The organism is Chryseobacterium sp. MYb328, from assembly GCF_037572595.1.
Taxonomy (GTDB): domain Bacteria; phylum Bacteroidota; class Bacteroidia; order Flavobacteriales; family Weeksellaceae; genus Chryseobacterium; species Chryseobacterium pennae.
This window is the reverse complement of the sequence record NZ_JBBGZQ010000006.1, coordinates 14284-37432: the sequence shown is the minus strand read 5'-3', so window position 1 is coordinate 37432 and position 23149 is coordinate 14284. Positions and strand designations below refer to the sequence as shown.

The 23149-nt window shown below is 40.1% G+C and carries 3 protein-coding genes; all 3 read left to right on the top strand.

What is annotated here, in order from left to right; all coding sequences use genetic code 11:
- The first annotated feature begins 6 nt into the window (after positions 1 to 6).
- Genes WH267_RS08170 through fabD form a run of 3 tightly spaced genes read left to right on the top strand, consistent with a single transcriptional unit; the run spans position 7 to position 23140 of the window.
- A complete protein-coding gene (locus WH267_RS08170) occupies positions 7 to 11550 on the top strand; it encodes an SDR family NAD(P)-dependent oxidoreductase (RefSeq protein ID WP_340007233.1) in 11544 nt (3847 codons plus the stop codon).
- Complete coding sequence (locus WH267_RS08165) at positions 11550 to 20909, top strand: amino acid adenylation domain-containing protein (RefSeq protein WP_340007230.1); 9360 nt, start codon at positions 11550 to 11552, stop codon at positions 20907 to 20909. Before WH267_RS08170 ends, WH267_RS08165 begins: the two co-directional genes overlap by 1 nt.
- Positions 20906 to 23140 carry an ACP S-malonyltransferase gene (gene fabD / locus WH267_RS08160; RefSeq protein ID WP_340007228.1) on the top strand — a complete coding sequence of 745 codons (2235 nt, stop codon included), beginning with the start codon at positions 20906 to 20908 and terminating at the stop codon, positions 23138 to 23140. The genes WH267_RS08165 and fabD overlap by 4 nt, the downstream gene beginning before the upstream one ends.
- Positions 23141 to 23149 lie beyond the last annotated feature (9 nt).

Genomic DNA, 23149 nt, shown 5'->3' with positions numbered 1-23149 from the left:
GAGAAGATGAAAACAATATTAAAAGAATTTCAAAGCAGATTTACAGGATTGGAAAAGTTTCTTTCTGACCATGTGGTTCAGGGAACAAAAGTCCTTCCCGGAGTTGCTTACCTTGAATTGGCCCGTTTTGGAGGAGAATACATTCTTGAAAAACAGGTGACAGGATTACGTGATGTGGTTTGGATGCGCCCGATTCGCGTTCATAATGAACCAGTTGATGTGGTAACCGGGTATATGGAAGAAGTTTCAGGAATTACTTATGAGATTGGTTCTCGAAGCTCCGGTACCAAAGAAATACATAGCCAGGGACACATTTACACAGGAATTTTACCTATCCCACGTACAATTGATCTGCAAGCTGCACGGATGTCATGTAAACAGGTTGTTTCTGCAGAAGAAAGTTATGAAAGTTTCCGGAGTCGGGGACTGTTCTACGGTCACACATTTCAGGGAATCAAAGAGATGTACTGCTCAGAAACCTGTGCGGTATCTCAAATAATATTACCACGGGAAGACGGTTTTCTTCTTTCTCCGGGAATGCTCGACAGTGCTTTACAAACTTGTATGGGAATTGGATTTGTCCCGGAAGGAGGTTCGCTTGAACTGCCTTTCAGCCTTCGGGAATTGAATATATATGGCACATTACCGGAGACCGTTTGGTGCTATACTGAAGTGACGAACCCGAAAGCACGTCTGAAAGAATATTCTATTTACCTGTCTGATAATTCAGGAAAAGTATTTGTGTCACTAATTGGTTTTTCCGCTTTAACATTAGCCGCAGAGAAACCAGAGGTGAGCCAGAATCACCCCGATCCGGTTTCTGCCACATCGGAAACAGCTTCAGTGAGTTACTACCAAAGTACCTGGAAACAGGGAAATCTTGTGCCGGATGCAGATGGTACTTTATCCCCAGCCGCTACAATTGTTTTGATCGATGCTTCGGAAGAGCTTATCGCTTCAGTATCGGAATCTCTGGACTGTAAAGTCCTTCATCTTTCTTCATCTTCTTCTGTTGATCTGTTTGAAAGAGTAAAGAAAGAGATTCTTAAAAGTATCACCAGCAAATCACCATTGAATCTTACTGTTGCGGGATTAACTTCTCACTATCATTGCTTTGGATTTTTACGCGGATTAATCAAATCAGCAGAGCAGGAATGTTCCTGGTTTACAGGAAGAATTCTTGGACTGGAAGATTTTAATGCTCCTGAAAAATGGGTGCAGATCCTAAAAAATGAACTCAATACTGCTTCCAAAGAGATCCGCTACCAAGGAGGAATCCGATCAGTGTGTACGCTGAGGTCTGTGGATCTTACGGGTAACCGAAGCATTTCCTTTCGCCCGGAAGGGGTATACCTTATTACAGGCGGATTTGGCGGTTTAGGTATTCAGTTGGCCCAGCACATCAGCAGGAATTATCCAACAGCTACAATTATTCTATCAGGACGGAGAACAGCCAATGCAAAGCAGCAGGAGTTACTGTCAGATCAACCTTCATGGAGATACATTCAAACCGATGTATGCGATACCGTTTCTGTTGAAAGACTCATAAGCCAAATCAAAGAGGAATATGGATATCTGACCGGAATCATTCACGCTGCCGGTGTTCTCAGAGACAGTTTATTGGTTCAGAAAACCCACGAAGAAATCAAAGCAGTGTTTGATCCTAAGATTTCAGGGATTATAAATCTGGACGAGGCAACCAAAGATGAGTCCCTGGACTTTTTTGTTAATTTTTCTTCTGTATCTGCCGTATTGGGCAATATTGGTCAGTCAGATTATGCATCCGCGAATGCCTATCTGGATGATTACACACATTACCGTAATATTTTAGTTGAACGCGGAGAAAGACACGGACAGACCCTGAGTATAAACTGGCCGTTGTGGCGTTCTGGTGGTATGCAGATCGACGAGTCATCAGAACAGTACTTAAAGCGACATTGGGGAATGGAACCTCTTCCAACCAATTTGGGAATGGGAGCCCTGGATGCTATTTTGAAAAGCAGTTTGAATCATATTCTGGTTCTCTTTGGTGAACAGCAAAAAATAATTAAAAAAATCCCACTTGACAACATAACCGTAACAACCAATGAAGAACCACAAATTGCTGGTATGAGTATAGAAGTAATAATAAACCGATTAAAGGAAATTTGTGCAAATCTCCTGAAATTAAATGTATCCGATTTGGATGCAGACTCTCATTTGTCAGATTATGGACTGGATTCAATCATCATGATGAAACTCCTCACGGCATTGGAAGAAACATATGACTGTGTTTTGGATCCCACTACGGTCATCCAGCATCCGTCAATCGGAGAGTTGGCTGCTTATCTTGTAGATAACAAACTTGTTGCAGCAGAAGAAATTCTGCAGAAAAATGCAGTTCCGGAAACTCAGGTTTCAGGAACTCCGGACAAACAAGTTAATTCATATAAACCCAATAGAGTTGCTATTATTGGAATTTCCTGCAATTTGCCTGAATCTGAAAATACTGAAGAACTTTGGGAAAATCTACAAAACGGGAGAGATCTGATCAGTGAAGTTCCTGTTAACAGATCTTTTCGTAAAGGCTATTATAACGAAACAAAAACAAATTCAACATCCTATTCAAACAAAGCAGGATTCATGAAAAACCCTGCTGCATTTGATATTCACTATTTCAAGATAAAGCCGGAAGAAGCTCTTGCAATGGATCCGCAACAGCGGATTGTTCTGGAACTAACACGCGATCTGCTGGCATCTGCAGGTTTCGAAAAAGAAGAACTGGCAGGAACTAATACCGGCGTATTTATTGGAGCAAAAGACAATAATTATATCAGGAATGGATATGATTTACTTCCCGAGGGAACACACCAGCATATCATTGTAAACAGCATCAGTAATATGATTGCTGCCCGGGTTTCAGATTTTTATGATTTGAAAGGAACCAGTCAGGTAATTGATACGGCTTGTTCCAGCTCACTGGTTGCGATCCATCAGGCATGTGACGCAATTCTTTCGGGTAAGCTTAACATGGCTATTGCAGGAGGTATTTCTGTAATAGTAGACGAATATGGACATGTTGGATTTAGCCAGGCAAATGTTCTTTCTGCTGACGGGAAAAGTTACGTTTTTGATGAACGTGCCAATGGTTTTGTACTGGGAGAAGGAGGTGGATTGGTTCTGCTGAAAGATTATGGACAGGCACTGCTGGATGGAGATAGGATTTTAGCTGTGGTGGAGGGATCTGCAGTTAATAACGATGGACAGACAATGGGAGTTACTGTTCCCAATAAACAAGGTCAGAAAGAGGTAATTGCAGAAGCTTTGGCTAAATCTGAAATACATCCCGATCAGATTTCCTATTATGAAGCCCATGGTACAGGAACACTGCTTGGAGATCCCATCGAAATTAATGCAGCTTCTGAAGTCTATCAGCAGCAAACAGATAAAACCGGATTTTGTGCAATCGGTTCGGTAAAAAGTAATCTTGGACATACCATGACTGCAGCTGGTGTTACCGGATTGATCAGGATTATTCTGCAGATGCAGCATGATGAACTCGTTCCTACCATCCATTGTGAAAAGCCACATCCGCGATTTAAATTCAATGAATCACCGTTTTATCCAATTACTGCTCGTAAAAAATGGGATGTACAACAGAAAATTGCAGCGATCTCAAGTTTCGGATTTGGGGGAACCAACTGTCATCTCATTTTGTCGAAAGCCACTCAGGATAAAATGAATTGTAAGCGAATCCCGTTAAAAGTTCAGCGTCAATCAGAAAATTACTGGTTAGGGGACACCAATTCCGCCGTTTTTGAAAAAGAAGAAGCTACACCCAAAACAATTGTAACGAAACCTTTGACCCATGGGTTGGAAAATGAGATCATTCGCCTGATTCGTAATAAAATTGCTCAAAAAACAAGCATTCAGCCGGCAGATATTTTAGTAGATGAAGGGTTTATGGACCTTGGATTGGATTCTACAGTTTTGATTCAACTTACAAGCGAATTAGGTGACAATTGGAATATTGAACTTTATCCTACTTTGCTTTTCCAATATGATACAATACGAAAATTTGCTTCATACATTGCCATAACGTACAGTTCTGAACTTGAAAATCTTAAACAAGTGGAGCCGGTCTCAACATCTTTTGAGGAAAAGGAAGAGCCACAGGAGATTAAATCTGAAAAACATTTGAAAGAAAGCCTGCTGGCTTCTGAAGATGAAATTGCCATAATAGGCATGACAGCCAGATTTCCGGGAGCAGAAACACTGGAAGACTATTGGGGAAATATTTTAGAAAACAAAGACCTGATTACTGAAATACCAAAAGATCGTTGGCAATGGGAAATGTACTATGGTGATGAGAAGAAAGAACGCGGAAGAACAAAAGCAAAATTTGGAGGTTTTATTTCCGATATAGATAAATTTGATCGCCAATTTTTCAGGGTGCTTCCATTGGAGGCACAGCTGATGGATCCTCAGCACCGTATTAGCATTGAAGGAGTCTATCATTTATTTGAACACGCAGGAATTGCACCGGAACAAATGAAAGGAACCGATACCGGAGTATTTATTGGTGTATCCAGCTCAGATTATGCAGCGCTGATCAACAAGGAAAAAGGGCTCAACCAATATGCACAATATGCAACCGGAAATACCCATTCTGTATTGGTAAACCGAATATCCTATCTTTTTGATCTTCACGGTCCGAGTATTCCGGTCGATACAGCTTGTTCCAGTTCATTAATTGCAATTAGCAGAGCTGTAGAAAGTATTCAGTCAGGAAATTGTTCAATGGCAGTAGCGGGCGGAGTAAACATTATTTTATCCCCAGAATTATCACTGTCGTTCAGTCAGGCTGGAATGTTAAGTGAAGACGGACGTTGTAAAACATTTGATAAAAATGCCAATGGATATGTTCGTTCCGAAGGAATGGGATTGATACTGCTGAAATCCAAAGCCGCCGCTTTACGCGATGGAGATCAGATTTATGGAGTCATTAAATCTGTGGCCGAAAACCACGGTGGGAAAGTAAGCACCTTGACATCTCCGAATCCTAATGCACAGCGAAACCTTATTATTCACGCCATTCAGAAAGCGGGACTTCATCCGAATGATATCAGCTACATTGAAGCGCATGGAACGGGAACACCACTTGGTGATCCGATTGAAATAGATGCACTTAAAATGGCTTTTGAAGAGCTGACAGGAAATACTCCATTAAAACAAGCAAATTGTACACTTGGTAGTGTCAAAACTTCTATTGGTCACCTGGAAGCAGCTGCTGGTATTGCGGGTATAATAAAAACCATTCTGTGCCTGGGGCATCAGACATTGGGCGGAAATCCACAACTCAAAGAACCAAACGAATTATTGAAGCTACACAGCAGCCCGTTCCGATTGTCAAAAGAAACAGAATACTGGGAGTCTGTAAATCAGAAAATGAGGATAGCCGGAGTGAGCAGTTTTGGATTTGGCGGAGCCAATGCGCATGTGATCCTGCAGGAATATGCTGACAATGAAGCAAAGAAACCGAAGCATGGAAAGACATTGATCTGCCTATCAGCAAAAACGGAAAGCCAACTTTTGACTATTCAGAAAAATCTGTTTGCCTTTCTTCAGAAAAATTCAGATTGTTCATTGCATGATATCGCTCAAACATTACTTGTAGGAAGAGATGCAATGTCCATAAGAACCGCTTTGGTAACGGATTCTCTAAATGATTTAAAACAACAATTAGAGCAAGTGATTCTTGGAAAACAATCTGCGTTTGTTTCCGGAATGGCAGATTTAAATGCCTTTAATGACCAAGATATAAAAATAGCTGTCCGGCGAAATCTTCTGGTTTCAAATGAATTGGAATCGCTTATGCATTCCTGGCTGAAGGGCCAGCCGGTAAGCTGGAAACAGTTCTACGATGCAGCCGAAGTACGGAGAATAGCGCTTCCCGGATATCCATTTCTGCGTGAGCGCTGCTGGTATAACGAAATTAAGGAGATCAGTACATCCGAAGGATCTCAGACTAAAGAGTTTTTGCAGATAGACCATGTCGTTGGAAATGAAATTGGAATAGAAGAATTGGGGAACGGAATTGTAATGGTTAAAATGCAATCCCGCGAAACCAAAAATATGCTTGATGATCAATTGATCAAAAGTCTTACAAAAACATTTTCGGAACTGGAGCAACGGGCTGATCTGAAAGTTGTAATTCTGACTGGCTATGACAATGTATTTTGCATGGGTGGTTCACAGGATGTTTTAAATGGAATTGCCAGTAAGAAACAAAAATATACTGATGCACCGTTTGTATATCAGGGACTCCTTGAATTTAAAGTTCCTGTTATTACAGCAATACAGGGAATGGCTGTTGGTGGAGGGCTGATTTTCGGGTTGTATGGAGATATAGTTTACATGGACGAACGGTCTACTTATAGTTCCAACTTTATGAAATACGGTTTTACCCCTGGGATGGGTGCCACCTATATCATGCCGAAGAAACTTGGTCAGCAGCTGGCTCAGGAAATGATGTACACTGCACGACTGATCGGTGGAAACGAATTGAGAGAAAGAGGAGCCACTGTAAAAATTACGGCAGACGTACTGAAGGAAGCTATCAGGACAGCAAAAGAGCTTGCTTCCAAACCGAAAATTGCTTTGGAAGTTTTGAAAAGAAACCTTTCTGACCGAATGTTGCAGGATTTACAGCTGCATGTGAAAGAAGAATTGGAAATGCACGATAAAACATTTCATACTGATGAAGTCAGAAACCTCATTATGTCAACGTTTAATCGTCCAAATGCGGTAAATCCGGAGAAAAAGACCACGATTGCTCCGGTTGACTCAAAAGTTAAACTTGAACATCCTGATATGATTGCTGCTAAAGGAGTAAAGCCATTCAGTTTTGAGCCATTCATAAAAGTATCACTTCGTGATGTCAGGCAAACAGATTTCATCAGTGAACTAAAACCGGTCACCCAACCACTATTGGTTGACTCGAAAAGGGAAGGAAAGTATATTAAATCAGACCAGCAGAAGGTAACCGTTCAAAGTGGAACTATTATTGATTTTCTGAAAGATTGTGCTGCCGCATTATTGAATCTCCACACAAACGAAATTGGAGCAGATGATACATTCCTGGATATGGGAATTGATTCCATCAGCGGAGTGGAATTCATACGGTCCGTCAATGAAAAATTTGATCTTCAGTTGGAAGCGGTATTATTGTACGATTATCCGAATATCAAAACCTTATCGGTATTTATTGAAAAGAATTCAATGACGATTCCGGTTATTTCCCAGAAAGAACCCGTTCAACCGGCTGCAGAACCAGTTATTTCACCAGGGAAAGAAGAGACTGAGACCGTACAGGAGAACACCTCAGATGTAATCGGGTCTCTGAAACAGATTTTCAGTCGGATGCTGAACCTTCCTGTTGAAGAACTGTCCATCGATGAATCTTTTATTGATTTCGGAGTAGATTCTATCAGCGGTGTTGAAGTGGTACGGGGAATCAATGAACAATTTGATCTGTCATTGGAAACCGTTATTTTATACGATTATTTCAATATCCGGAAACTTGCAGATTTTATCACAGGTCAGCTTCCGGAGAAATTAATAATAATACCTGAGACACCAACTACTTCAATTAAAGAAAACGTTGTGTTGGTCGAAGAAAATCAGCCTCAGATTTCAGCAATGGATATTGCCATTATTGGGATTAGTGGTCGCTTTCCACAGGCAGATAATGTTGATGAATTCTGGAAAAACCTAGCTTCAGGAAAAGATAGTGTGACTGAAGTTCCGGGGAGGAAGTGGTCTGTAGCAGACATTTATTCTGAAGAGAGAGGGGTTCCTGGCAAATCCTATGGAAAATGGATGGGAGCCATTCATGACGAAGATAAATTTGATACCTATTTTTTTAATATTTCTCCGGCAGAAGCAAAAAAAATGGATCCCCAGCAACGGGTATTCCTGCAAGAAGTCTGGAAAACATTTGAAGATGCAGGTTACTCACCTGAAAGTCTTTCAGAGAGTGCCTGTGGTGTCTTTGTAGGGGTTGGGCCGGGAGATTATTTTGACCGTTTTAAACATAATGAATTATTGGATAATCATGTATTGACAGGTGTTACCACTTCGATGCTTGCTTCCCGTATTTCTTACTTATTGAATTTGCAGGGACCTGCAATTGCCATTGATACAGCCTGTTCAAGTTCGTTGGTAGCACTTCACCAGGCCTGTTCAAGTCTTCGGAACGGTGAATGTGAAATGGCTATTGCCGGTGGTGTAAATATCATGACCACGGAAAGTATGCATATTCTTACCAGCAAGACGGAAATGTTGAGCGAAGATGGTAAATGTCATACGTTTGATAATCAAGCGAATGGTTTTGTTCCGGGAGAAGCAGTTGGGGTGGTTTTGCTAAAACCGTTACAACAGGCAATCAATGATAAAGACAACATTTATGCGGTTATCAAAGGGAGTGCAGTCAATCAGGATGGAAAAACCAATGGTATTATGGCACCAAGTGCCAATTCACAGAAAAAGCTTATTCAACAGGTATTAAACCGTTTTGATATTGATCCCGGAAGTATTTCCTATGTAGAAGCACATGGAACCGGAACGAAACTCGGTGATCCGATTGAGATCAAAGCACTGAAAGAAATGTATTCCGGTGAGAATTTCAAACCGGAAAGCTGTGCACTAGGCAGTGTAAAAACAAATATTGGGCATGCTCTTACCGCTGCCGGAATTTCCAGTTTACTTAAGGTGGTCCTTTCTATGAAAAACAAGCAGATACCACCGTCGTTGCATTATAATCAGTGTAACGAGCACATTCAGTTAAATGGAACCTCTTTTTATGTGAATACAGAATTGAGAGAATGGAAATTACCAAATTCAGGAGTCCGCAGAGCTGCTGTCAGCAGTTTTGGATACAGTGGCACCAATGCCCATGTGATACTGGAGGCATTTGAACGATTACCGGAAAAGACGGTTCAGGATCAGGAGCGGTTATTTCTATTTTCAGCAAAAAATCAGGAACGGTTGGTGGAAATGGTAAAACTGTATTGTGAGTTTCTTCAGGAAAAACGTAATTTAAATAATGTATCGTATACCCTTTTAACCGGAAGAGAAGCAATGCCTGAACGCTTGGCTATTGTTGCTTCAACACAAGCAGATTTGCTTGTTACTTTGCAGGAATATCTGAATGGGACAGGTGTTCATTACATAACGGGAAATGTAAAATCGCAAGGTATCCACCAGCGCTCATTACAAATTGTAAATCAAAGATTACAGGAGATTATCAATAGTTGGTTAAAAGGACAGTCTATTGAAGTAATTTCTTTATTTGATGGAGAAAAACCTGAAAAGATCAGTCTGCCGACCTATCCGTTTGAGAAAGAACGTCACTGGGTGGATGTAGTGCATACAAAATCAATTGAAGCATCTGTGAATACTTCATTGAATGAATGGATATACAAAACCACAATAGCTCCGAACAGTCCTTTGGTAAACGATCACAAAGTTCAGGGACGGAAAATTGTACCTGGAGTGTATTATCTCCAGATCGTAAAAGAGGCCATGAAACAAGGATTTCATTTGGACGTTAATCGTTTCCGTAACATTCAACTGTTGGATCCCGGGTATATTGGGCGGGAGCCAATTACCTTTCAGGTTGAAATCAAACAAAAAGATCAGGAGTTTGAGTACCGGATTACTACAGTAGAGCAGGGTCAGACGAAAGTGAAATCGCAAGGATTCACGTCATTTTCAACAGAACAACCTGTTATTTCAGGTCGCAAACATGAACAATACAAATTACTTCCTTTTGCCTTGGAAAATAATGAGTTTTATGAACGATTCGCTTCTATAGGATTGGAATATGGTCCGCTTTTCAACGGGATGAAAAAGCTGTATTTCAGTGAAAATGAGGCATGGGCCTATTCAGAAAAAATTGGAAATTCAAGTGAAGAATCTGTTCTGGGTCAGCTAGATACTTGTTTTCAAACTTGCCTGGGCATAGATCACAAGAACTCAACTCTGAAACTTCCTTTTGGAATTGAAGATTTATTGCTTTACCACTCAATGCCAGAAAGGGTTTGGACCTATGCGCGAAAAGAATTGGACGTACAGGGTAAAACTACATTCACTGTCGAAATCTACGATGAAGAAGGCCTATGTCTGGGAAAAGCACAAAACGTAGCTGTGTTTCCATTACATGAAGCAGTAAACAAACCTCAAATTGTAGAAAACAGAAAGAAACATTTATATATCCCAAAATGGAATAGAATCAAAACAGGGAAAATATCTGTACAACCTATTTTAAATATTGGACAACATTTAATTATCGGACAAAAAACAGATAAAATCCTATCAGATAGCTTAGCACAAGATCTGAAGAAGAAAGGGATAGTTCCGTTATATGCGGATACTCTGGATCACGTTCCGGTGGGAGTTGGGCACATATATCTTTTGCATGGACTTCAATCTGCCTACAGTCAGGAAGACAGTCTGGAGCAGATGGAGTACACCGTTTTCCGAGCAGTCAAAGTGCTGCAGGAAAGTATTTTTAACCCCAAAAATATAGAATTGACAGTATTTACCAGAAATACTCAAAAAGTATTGGATACAGATACAGTCAATCCTAAAGGAAGCGGTATTGTAGGAATCATCGGGTCTTTAGCAAAAGAACAGCCGGGATGGACCATCCGAATGATTGATCTGGGAACAGAAACTACATGGAACTGGGATGCCCTGATATCTCATTCATCCAATAAAGATGGAGCAGTAGTAGCCTATAGAAATGGCTTTCTGTTCAGATCTGAACTGAGACAACTGGATCAACATACTGGTGTTTCATCCAAACTGAAACAGAATGGAGTCTATCTTTTATTGGGTGGAGCCGGAGGAATAGGACGAGTAACATCTGATTATCTCATTAAACAATATAACGCCAAAGTGATTTGGCTGGGAAGAAGAGGAATGGATTCTAAGCTTGAACAAGAGATTAATTCGGTTGGTACTCCTTCCAATCGACCGGAATACTTCCAGTGTGATGCTACAAAAAAATCAGAAGTAGAAAATATTCATAAGTTATTTATGGAACAGGGACTCCACATTAATGGAATCTTCCATTCTGCCATTGTTTTAAATGACCGCCTGATCAAAAATATGAAGGAACAATCGTTTAAAATGGCATTTGAACCTAAGTCGCTGGCTACACAAAATCTCTTTGAAGTATTCAAGGGGGAAGCACTGGACTTTATTTGTTTTTATTCATCCATTCAGTCTCAGGTAAATGCCGCGGGACAAAGCAATTATTCAGCCGGTTGTACATACAAAGACAGCTATGCACATGCATTGCAACAGGAAAGAAAAAAAACACCGGTGTATATAATCAACTGGGGATATTGGGGAGACGTAGGAATCGTTTCCACAGACGAATACAGAGCAAAACTGGCAGCGTCAGGGCTGGGAAGTATTAACGCAAAAGAAGGAATGCAAATTCTTGAACAAATTTTAGCAGGAGAACAAAAACAATTGGCAGCAATAAAATTTCTGAACTAATGAGCCTAATCAATCAAAATAAAAAGATATCACAAATAAGTCAATATTCTCAGGTCGTATTGAATATGCCTGAACCACAACGTTTCAATGCTGAAACACACACTGTTGATCTCATGGGGAAAATTCTTTTCCAGGGCCTGATTGCAGTATTATATGATCTGGGGGTGAGAGAAAATGGAAATCAATTGAATAAAGCAAGTGAACTCGCTGTACGATTGGAAATTTTACCAAAATATGAAAGACTGTTTACGGAGCTGATTGAAGAACTGATTCAAAATGGATATTTGACCTTCTCTGGAGATCATCTGCATATTTCCAGTGAAATCCTGCCAATGAATAAAGTGCTTTCAGACCTTACCGATTTCGGGAAAAATCATCCGGATTTTGAACCGTATACCCGATTGATAAGCCTTTGTTTTGCGGTGTACGGAGATATTCTTACAGGAAAGAAACGTGCTACAGATATTATTTTTCCACTCGGATCATTGGAATTGGTAGAAGGAATTTACAATGGCAATAAACAAGCAGATTATTTCAATGAATTACTAGCTGGTCTGGTACAAACTGGAGTTGCCAGTACTGGTGGGAAAATCCGGATTTTAGAAATTGGTGCCGGAACAGGGGGAACAACTAAATGTGTACTGAACAAGTTGGTTGCACAAAAAGAGTTCATTGACTATCATTTTACAGATCTTTCAAAAAGCTTTCTGTTCAATGCTGAATCACTGTTTAAATCGGATTTTACAGGATTCAGAACATCCATTCTGAATATTGAAAAAGATCCTCTAGAACAAGGATTTACGGAAGGAACTTACGATATTATCATTGCCGCTAACGTATTGCATGCTACAAAAGATATCACTAATACGCTTACACAACTGAAAAAGCTGTTGAAAGCAAATGGTGTGGTACTGATGAATGAAATTGCACGTAAGGAATTATTCACAACACTGACCTTTGGACTTCTTGATGGATGGTGGTTGTATGAAGACGAAGAACTCCGATTTAAAAATAATCCGGGACTATCTTTTGAAAACTGGACCATTGCGCTGGAAGAAACCGGTTTTGTAAGAAGTACTGTTTATCCGTCTGGTAACAGCTGTTCCCAGCAAATTATTGCTGCTTATAGTGATGGATGGATTGAACAGGAAATAAGTTTAACACAGACTCAGACTCAGCTTACAACATTATCTGCCCGGAAACAGGTTGCCTCAGACAGTAATCTCATTCTCGAAGAACTCAAAAACGTATTTTCTTCTGTTTTACAATGTGATACAAAACGCCTGGATCTGAATGCTCCGTTTGATGAATTGGGAGTTGATTCCATTATGATAGGAACACTTTCCAGACAATTGTCACAAAAATACGGTGATATTTCAGTAACACTGCTTTTTGAATACGGAACAATTAATGAACTGGCTTCTTACTTATCAGTACAAAATACTGAACCAATGGTTATTGTTGCGGATGCTTCAAAAGAGGATAAGGTTTCTTTAGAGCCTAAACAAATAGGGAATTTCCTCATCAATATGTTTGCTGAATTACTACAATGCGATGCAAAACGCCTGGACCTGAATGCTCCGCTTGATGAACTGGGAATAGACTCTATTATGATTGGAGAACTTACCAAAAGAGTGCAACGCATCATTCCCGTTATATCGTCAACCATATTTTTTGAGTATTCAACAATTAACGAACTGACACACTATTTTTCAGAAAATTATTCAGAGTATTTTGTTTCTGAACCGGGGCTTTCTATTTCTGACCCCACTCAGGGGCAAGCGCAAGCTTCACAATCTGCGAATACCTCATCTATTCATGAACCTATTGCAATCATCGGTGTAAGTGGTAAATATCCAGGAGCAAAGACTTTAGATGAATTGTGGAAGGTATTATCCGAAGGAAAAGATATGATTTCTGAAATCCCATTGAATCGATGGGATAATGAGAGATTTTTTGACCCTTTGAAGGGAAAACCTGGCAAAAATTACTGTCCTTACGGAGGTTTTATTGATGAATTCGATCAGTTTGATCCGCTATTTTTCAATATTTCTCCCAGAGAAGCAGAACGGATGGATCCGCAGGAACGTTTATTCCTTCAGACTGCCTGGGAATCCATTGAAGATTCCGGATACAAATACACAGACTTCAGTAAACGTAATGCTGTCAAAACAGGTGTATATGTTGGGGTAATGTATGAAGAATATCAGCTGTATGGTGCTGTAATGGAATCTGAAACCGGAAGAGTTGCATTAGGAGCTAATCCGGCTGGAATTGCAAACAGGGTTTCATACTGTATGGATTTCAATGGACCGAGTATGGCAGTCGATACGATGTGTTCATCTTCTTTAACAGCCATTCATATGGCATGTAATGATCTGAAATGTGGCGATACAGATATTGCTATTGCCGGTGGTGTAAACCTTACCCTGCATCCTAATAAATACCTGGTATTGAGTCAGGGTACATTCCTGTCACCGAAGGGCCGCTGTGAGAGTTTTGGAAGCAACGGGCAGGGATTTGTTCCGGGTGAAGGAGTTGGAGCAGTAGTATTAAAACGACTTTCAGATGCACAGAAAGACGGAGACCAGATTTATGCAACAATTCTTGGAACAGCTATTAATCACGGAGGTAAAGGTAATGGGTATACCATTCCTAATCCTGCTTCACAGGCGAATGTAATCAGTTCTGCATTGTCAAAAGCTGGTTTGTCCGGCGAATCAATTAGTTATATTGAAGCTCATGGTACCGGAACCAGTTTGGGAGATCCAATAGAAATTGAAGGACTGACAAAAGCCTTTAATTCAGAAAAAAAACAATTCTGTAAAATCGGTTCCATTAAGTCCAATATTGGGCATTGCGAATCTGCTGCCGGGATTTCAGGACTGACGAAAATACTTTTACAGCTCAAACACAGACAATTGGTTCCATCTCTTCATTCCCAAAGTCTTAATCGGAAGATACGTTTTGGTGATACCCCTTTTTCAGTCCAGCAAAGGCTGGAAGAATGGACTGTTGAAGACGGCACTTTACGAACAGCAGGAATCAGTGGTTTCGGTGCAGGGGGGTCCAATGCACACATGATTGTTCAGGAATACAAGGCGGTACAAAAAAACTATACATCAAACGATCCTGCATTGGTAATAATTTCTGCGAAAAACGAAAAGCAGCTACAATATTATGCACAAAAACTAAAACTTTATATTCAGGATCACCCAGAACTTTCTGTGTATGATGTTGCATACACGCTTCAAACAGGGCGTATAGCTATGGAACACCGTTTGGTCATTGAAGCAGATAACCTGCATGATCTGACGAAGCAGTTAAATGCTTTTCTTACCGGAGAATCAGGTAAATACCTTGTAGGTTCTTCAGAAAACGGTACTCGATCCGGAGTATTTTTTTCTGTATTTAATGAATTGGCAAATCAATGGGTAAGCGGATCAAATATAAACTGGTTAGAGATTTATAACGGACAATTCCCACATAAGATCAGTTTACCAACGTATCCATTCGACAATAAACGGTATTGGTTTGATAGCTTTCTGGATAAAGAGATCAAAAAGAAATTAGATACTGAAATAAAACCGGCCATTATCCCGGTTTCAAAATCACTATACCTCAATGGTCTGCAAGGGAAATCAACAGGAACGGTAAATACGACTTTTCCTGAAAATGGCATTGCTGTTGTGGCCATGGAATCCAGAGTTTCAAAAAATATGTTTACTTATGATATGGTCAATGACCTTTATCTGGCTTTCCATCAATTGAGCAAGCGAACAGATTTGAAAGTAGTAATTCTGACCGGATATGATACCATTTTTGCAATGGGTGGAGATAGGGAAGGACTTACAGATCTTTCCGATAATAAAGGAGCTTATACAGATTTGCCGTTTTTATATAAAGGACTGCTGGAATTCGATTTACCAGTGATTACAGCAATACAGGGGCATGCATTTGGCGGCGGCCTAGTTCTCGGATTATACGGTGATATAGTCTTACTTTCAGAAAAGAGTACTTACAGCGCCAATTTCATGAATTATGGATTTACACCGGGAATGGGAGCTACTTTCCTGTTGGGAGAAAAACTTGGCATCAACATAGCAAATGAAATGCTCTTTACCGGAAAAATGTACAGTGGTAAAGAATTGCGCGAAAAAGGTTCATCAGTGAGAATCTGTATGGATGTTGTGGGAGAAGCTTTGAAAATTGCACGTGAAATGGCAACAAAACCGGTTTCTGCACTGAAGCTCTTAAAAGAGAAACTGGCTTATGACCTTTCTGTGAAACAAACAGAACATATTGCCCGGGAGGTAGAAATGCAGAAAATTACTTTTGCGCAGCCAGAAGTAAAACAGAAAATAGCCGAGCAGTTTTCCAAACCTCATACACCGGTAGTTCACTCAGTAATCCTAGAAAAAGAATCAGTACCTGGGAAAGTTAAGTTAATACCACCAGTAGAAGTTGCAGGAAGAAAATCAATCACAGATTCTACGGAAACAATAAAAATAACTCTGAGCAGGCTGTCATCAGATAATATACTGGTTCAGAATCCAATATTGAATGATCAAAGTGAAGGACAGTTGTTCGGGACCCTGCAAAGAATTGTGGGAAAAATACTTCATATTCCGGATTCTGAAATTACCGCTGATATTCAATTTACGGAGCTGGGATTGGATTCCATCAACGGAGTTGAGATACTTCGGGAAATAAATGAAACCCTGCAGCTGCAACTTGAAGGCCCGGTATTGTATGAGTACGGGACACTCAATTTGCTTGCTGCTCACTTGAACGGTCATAATTCGAAAGCTGTAGAAATAGGTGCAGATACAGCGATAATTGTATCAGAAACAATGCATGAAGATACTTCGATACTGTTTTTCCTGAAAGAAATTGTAGCAGAAGCACTTCATCTTCAAACTACAGATATCACTGATAGCAGCGTATTTACTGAGCTTGGAATGGATTCCATTAATGGAGTGGAAATCCTTAGGGAAATCAATACCAGATTCAGTCTTGATCTTGAAGGAGCCGTTTTATACCATTTTGCTACACCACATCAATTGGCCAGCCATATTTCCGGATTAACAGAAAAAGGACCTGCTGTCCAAACTCCTGATAATCATACTGCAGGAATAGAAAAAGAACTCCCTTTTCTTGAAAAAACAATAGGAATAGACCTTTCTGAAGCACGAAAAACGATCAGGATCATCATTTCCAACTGTTTGCATATTAATAGCGCTGATTTCAGTGATAACAGCGTATTCAGCGAATTGGGAATGGATTCCATCAATGGTGTGGAAATCATACGTGAAATAAATACAGCATTTGGAACGTCTTTAGAAGCAGGAGACCTGTATCAGTATACTACTATTGATGATCTGATTAAACAGTTCATTACTTCAGATAATAATGCTGCAGAACAGGTTGATAATTCAGTGAGCGAAATTTCTGCAAATATTACTCCGTTTGAATTGTCCTATATGCAACAGGCATATTGGGTTGGAGAAAATAAAGAACTTGAATTAGGAGGAAAGCAAGCACATCTTACAGTTCGTTTTGAATTTGATTCCATAGATGTAAAACAATTGGATCAGGCGATCAATCAGTTGATTCACCGACATGGTATTTTGAGAACCAGGTTTTTGGAGACCGGTCAGCAACAATTGATAGAACATATTCCGATTTACAATACGGTAATAAGACATCTTGTTGATATGGATCAGGAAACTACTGAACAAGCCGTAATCAGTTATGTGAATGAAAAAAGAAAATCAAGTCCTGATAAACTTAGCTGGCCATTGTTTGATTTCACAGTATTCAAAACCAATCTTAAAGATCAGGTGGTGGTTAATCTGAGCTTACTCGTATGTGACGGAAGTAGTGTGGCGATATTTTTCAAGGAACTATTTGATCTTTATACAAATCCGGATTTAATTCTTGAACCTTTAACAATTTCATTCAGGGATTATGTTGATTATCAAAAAGAGCTTCGTAATAGCCAGGAGTACAAAGAGGCAAAAGCATACTGGAAAAACCGTCTGATAGATTTACCACTTGGCCCTGAACTGGCTTACAGTAATGGAACGGATGAAGGCATAATGGTACACAAAGAGAAAAAAATAGATCGCGAAACCTTTTCCGTTCTAAAAGAGAAAGTACGCAAAAGTAATTTGTCACTTTCATCAGTATTGTGTACTGCTTATACAAAAGTATTGGCGACATACAGCCGAAGCAAACATTTTTCATTAACGATGATGACCTTGGGAAGAGAATTCCCGAATGCAGAAATCAATAAGGTTATTGGAAACTTTTCCCGTATTTCAGTTTTAGAGCTGGATTATAGAAAAGAGCAATCCTTTTCTGCAGAAGTAGCTGCCGTTTCGCGTCAGATCTGGGAAGACCAGAAATACAAGTCGTATAATGGGATTGAGGTGATTCGAGATCTCAATATCGAACGTGGATTACTTGGAAAAATTGCTATTCCGGTAACTTTTGCCAGTGCTTTTGGCCTAGGATACGATGAAAAGCATCCATTCAGAAGAGTTTCTGCAAGCCTTCAGGTTCCCCAGGTTGCAATGGATCATCAGGTTTGTGAGGAACCGGACGGATCATTACTGCTTTCATTTGACATCGATGACGGATACTTCCAGAATGGTGTCACTGATGATATTATACGTTCCTATGAAAAAGCCATCCGTATGCTTGCTGCAGCAAACTGGAATACACCTTTGGAGTCTGTTATATTGGAAGATCAGTTAGCATTGATTAACCATACCAATGAAACGGAGGCTGAAATTCCGAAAACCTTTTTATTTGATCCTTTCGAGAAAAGTACACAACGATATGGAGATAAAGTAGCAGTAATCGACGGAGAAGTAAAACTCACTTATAAAGAGATACAACGCTTATCGAATCGTATTGCAAACAAACTTAAAGAAAACGGAGCCAGCCCGAATAAGCTCATAGGGGTGTTAATGCACAAAGGTTGGGAACAGGTTCCTGCAACACTTGGAATTATGAAATCCGGCGGAGCATATCTTCCATTAGATCCTACAATGCCAGAAAGCAGATTAAATTATATTCTGGAAAAAGCCAGAGTGCACCAGGTGATAACTACAGCTTCTGTTCCGGTAGAAGAATTTGCATTCCCTGAACACGTTCGCTGTTGGAATATTGAAACCGATTTTGCATCTGAGTCAGATACAAGACCTCAAATCGAACTGACAGACAGTGACCTGGCATACACTATTTTTACTTCAGGTTCTACCGGCTTCCCAAAAGGAGTGATGATTGATCACCGGGGAGCGCTCAATACCTGTATAGATATAAACAGTCGATTTGAATTGGATAATCAAAGTGTGGTACTGGCACTTTCTGCTCTCTACTTTGATTTATCTGTTTTTGATATTTTCGGAATACTTGGCTGTGGAGGTACCATTGTATTTCCGGATTATAAAAAGCTGCGTGATCCAGGACATTGGATAAGACTGATTCATGAATATGAAATCACTGTCTGGAATTCTGTTCCTGAATTGATGAATATGCTTATCGAATACAATGCATTGCTGGAGAAAAAAGTTATTCCACAACTTAAACTGGTAATGATGAGCGGGGATTGGATTCCCGTAACGCTTCCTGAAAGGATACGGCAGTTTGTACCGAATGCAAAAGTAGTGAGTCTGGGCGGGGCAACTGAGGCTTCTATATGGTCCATTTATCACGAAATCAAAGAGATTGATCCAACGCTGCGTAGTATTCCTTACGGAAAAGCTCTGGCCAATCAAACCATGCATGTATTTGATCAGTTTATGAATCCTTGTCCTTTTCTTACTACCGGAGATATTTATATCGGTGGAATTGGAGTGGCAAAAGGTTATCTGGAAGATGAAGAAAAAACCAGAAATCAATTTGTCCGTCACCCGGAAACAAACGAAATCATTTATAAAACGGGTGATTTGGGGCGTGTGATGCGAAATGGTGATATTGAGTTTTTAGGAAGAGAAGACTTTCAGGTGAAAGTACAGGGTTATCGCATTGAAATGGGGGATATAGAAGCTGCTTTACTGCGTTCCGATCAAGTAAAAGCTGCTGTAGTTGATATACGGAAAGATATCATTGGTAACAATTACCTTGTGGCTTATACTGTACCTAAAAACCAGCCTATCAATGAACAGGAATTAACAGAAGAGCTGCGATCTCAGCTTCAAGCCTATATGATTCCGAAATACATTGTTTCCCTCGATGATCTTCCAGTTACACAAAATGGAAAAATCGATAGAAAAAGTCTTCCTGATCCGCGAACAGCTGAGCAGAAAGAGCCGAGCGCGGAAGCAGTGTCGGAAAATCTCACCATAGCACTTCAAACAGTTTGGAAAGAATTACTTCAGGTAAATCATATTTCAGGATCAGATGATTTCTTTGAATTGGGAGGCAACTCTTTGTTGGTAATTCGATTGGCTGCTTTGCTGGAAAGTAACCTTCAATTGAAAATCGACTTAAGCGAATTATTACAAAACAGCCGCTTCTCTGCCCAACTTCAGGTGATTGCCGGTAAATCCTCAGGCCAGAGTACTACAAAATCGGTTGTTGCCATCCGAAATGCCGGTGCTGCCGGTCAACCGCTCTTTTTGGTTCATCCGATCGGAGGATCCGTCTTTTGTTATAACCAGTTAGCTCGCTTAATGGATCCGGAAACACCTGTATATGGATTTCATGCCACAGGAAATGAATCTCAGGATGTAGTGAAAATGGCCGCAGCTTATATTAAAGACATGAAATCCGTTCAGCCCGAAGGTCCTTATTGCATAGGGGGGTGGTCTTTCGGTGGAATTATTTCGTTTGAAATGGCCCGCCAGCTCGAGCTGATGGGAGAGAAGGTAGAAGATCTGTTCCTGATTGATTCTTACTTCCATTCCAGTGGATATCAATTGGAAAACGTTCACGAAACGGAAGTTTTTGAAAAATTTCTGAAGGATCTTAGTTTTCAGAAAGGTGGGCAGCTTATAAAAGGAAGCACCATGCAGCAAATGTTGGATGAGGCAGTTGAAATGAAACTGTTTCCAGCCGAAATAACCATGGAAACCGTACAGAAACTCCTCGAAATGTTCAGGAATAATTGTGTTGCTTATTCCCATTATAAGGCATTATCACCAGTGAACAGCAATACCCACATTTTAGTGGCAACAGACCGTTCATTTATCGGATCTGAAAGAGATGCAAAAGCTTGGGAAGCCTGGCTTACCGGAACCTATACTTATTATGAACTGGAAGGAGATCACTTTACAATTTTCGAAGGAAACAGTCTGAAAAAATTAGTTGAAATAGTAACCATCTCATCAAAAATTACAAGCGTATGAAAAAAGCATTAATCTTTCCGGGACAAGGTTCCCAATTCAAAGGAATGGGAAAAGGATTGTTTGAAAAATATCCGGAAATAAAAATAAAAGCCAGAGAAATCCTGGGATACGATTTGGAAGCATTATGTCTGGAAGATAAAGACGATTTGCTTGCACAAACCCAATATACACAACCTGCAATTTTTACTGTCAGTGCTATGCATTACTGGGAATACCTGAAAGAGAATCCCAAACCGGACTTCCTGGCCGGACATAGTCTTGGAGAATATAATGCCTTATTGGCGTCTGGAGTATTTGATTTTGAAACAGGATTAAGACTCGTTCATAAGCGCGGAGCTTTAATGGCTGCTGCTTCAGGAGGAGGAATGGCTGCTATTTTGGGTACTTCAGCAGAAAAATTAAAAAAATTACTCGCTGAAGGTGGCTTTGATGGAATTGATATAGCCAACTATAATACAACGAGTCAAATTGTAATTGCAGGTCAGGCAGAAGATATCCGCCGTGCAGTGACTTACTTTGAAGAACAAAAGATCCAGGCAATCCCACTCCAGGTTAGTGCTCCCTTCCATTCCCGTTACATGAAAAACGCGGCCCTGGAATTTGAGCAATTTATCAGTGGGGTTGATTTGAACCCGTTACATATTCCTGTAGTTGCAAATACTACTGCCAATTGGTACACATCAGCAGTTAAAGAAACCTTGGGATCACAGATAGCCCAATCTGTAAGATGGGTAGATTCCATTCGGTTTTTAATGGGGAATGAAGTAACAGAATTCAAGGAAATAGGCGGCCATATTCTTACAAGAATGGTAGCAGATATCAAAAAAAACTGTTCCCCCTTGACTCATCATAAATCTTCTGTACTTTCAGGAAACGAAAAGAAAGTTTTTCTTGGAAGCAAAGATTTTTGCCGGGATTATAATATTAAATTACCTTATGTTGCCGGTGGAATGTATCGCGGAGTCGCCTCTCCCGAAATGGTTATCCGGTTGGGAAAAGCAAAAATGTTTGGATTTTATGGTACGGGTGGATTACAGTTGAATGAAATTGAAAACGGAATCAGGCAAATAAAAACTGCTCTAAATAATGGTGAATCATTCGGTATTAATCTACTGCATCATTTCGGAGATCCGGAAACAGAATGGAAGCTGGTAGACCTTTACCTTAAAGAAAATATAAAATATATTGAAGCTTCTGCATTTATGCAAATGACAAAACCGTTGGTATACTTCCGTGTCAAAGGACTTGGAAAAGATGCTCATGGTAATATTATTTCCAATAACCAGATCATGGCCAAAATCTCCAGACCTGAAGTGGCTGAGGTATTCATGAATCCTGCTCCGGAACGCATATTGAAACAACTTATCGCTGAAGGAAAGATCACTGAACAGGAAGCAGAAATGGCAAGAGAAGTGCCGGTTAGCCAGGATATCTGTGTAGAAGCAGATTCCGGTGGGCACACTGATGCCGGAAGAGCATTGGTTATTTTGCCTGCAATCCGAACATTGCGTGATCAGATTTCTACTGCCAGTCGTTATTCAAAACCTATCAGAATTGGTCTTGCAGGAGGAATCGGAACACCAGAATCAGTGGTTTGCGCTTTTATGATGGGAGCTGATTTTGTACTTACAGGTTCCATAAATCAATGTACCGTTGAGGCTGGAACCAGCGACCTTGTCAAGGACCTGTTACAGGAAATGAATGTTCAGGATACAGACTATGCACCGGCAGGCGATATGTTTGAAATAGGAGCAAAGGTACAGGTACTTAAAAAAGGAGTACTCTTTTCTCCAAGAGCCAATAAGCTATATACACTTTACAATCATTATGAAAGCCTGGATGAACTTCCCGTAAATATCCGGAAACAGCTTGAAGAATCCTATTTCAAAAAAAATCTGGATGAAATCTGGCAGGAAGTAAAAAATTATCAGTTATCAAAAGGGAATAGCAGTGACATTGAAAAAGCAGAAAAGAATGGAAAGCAGAAAATGGCTATGGTATTCAAGTGGTATTTTGGATTCAGCAGCAGAAGTGCCTTGAATGGATTCAGTGACCGAAGAGTTGATTTTCAGATTCATACCGGCCCGGCATTAGGAGCCTTTAATCAATGGGTAAAGGGAACAGGATTAGAACCCTGGCGGGCACGTCATGTTGATCAGATTGGTGAAAAACTGATGCATGAGGCTACCCTCTTTTTTGAAGAAAAAGTAAACACTATATATAACAACTAAAACTAAAAA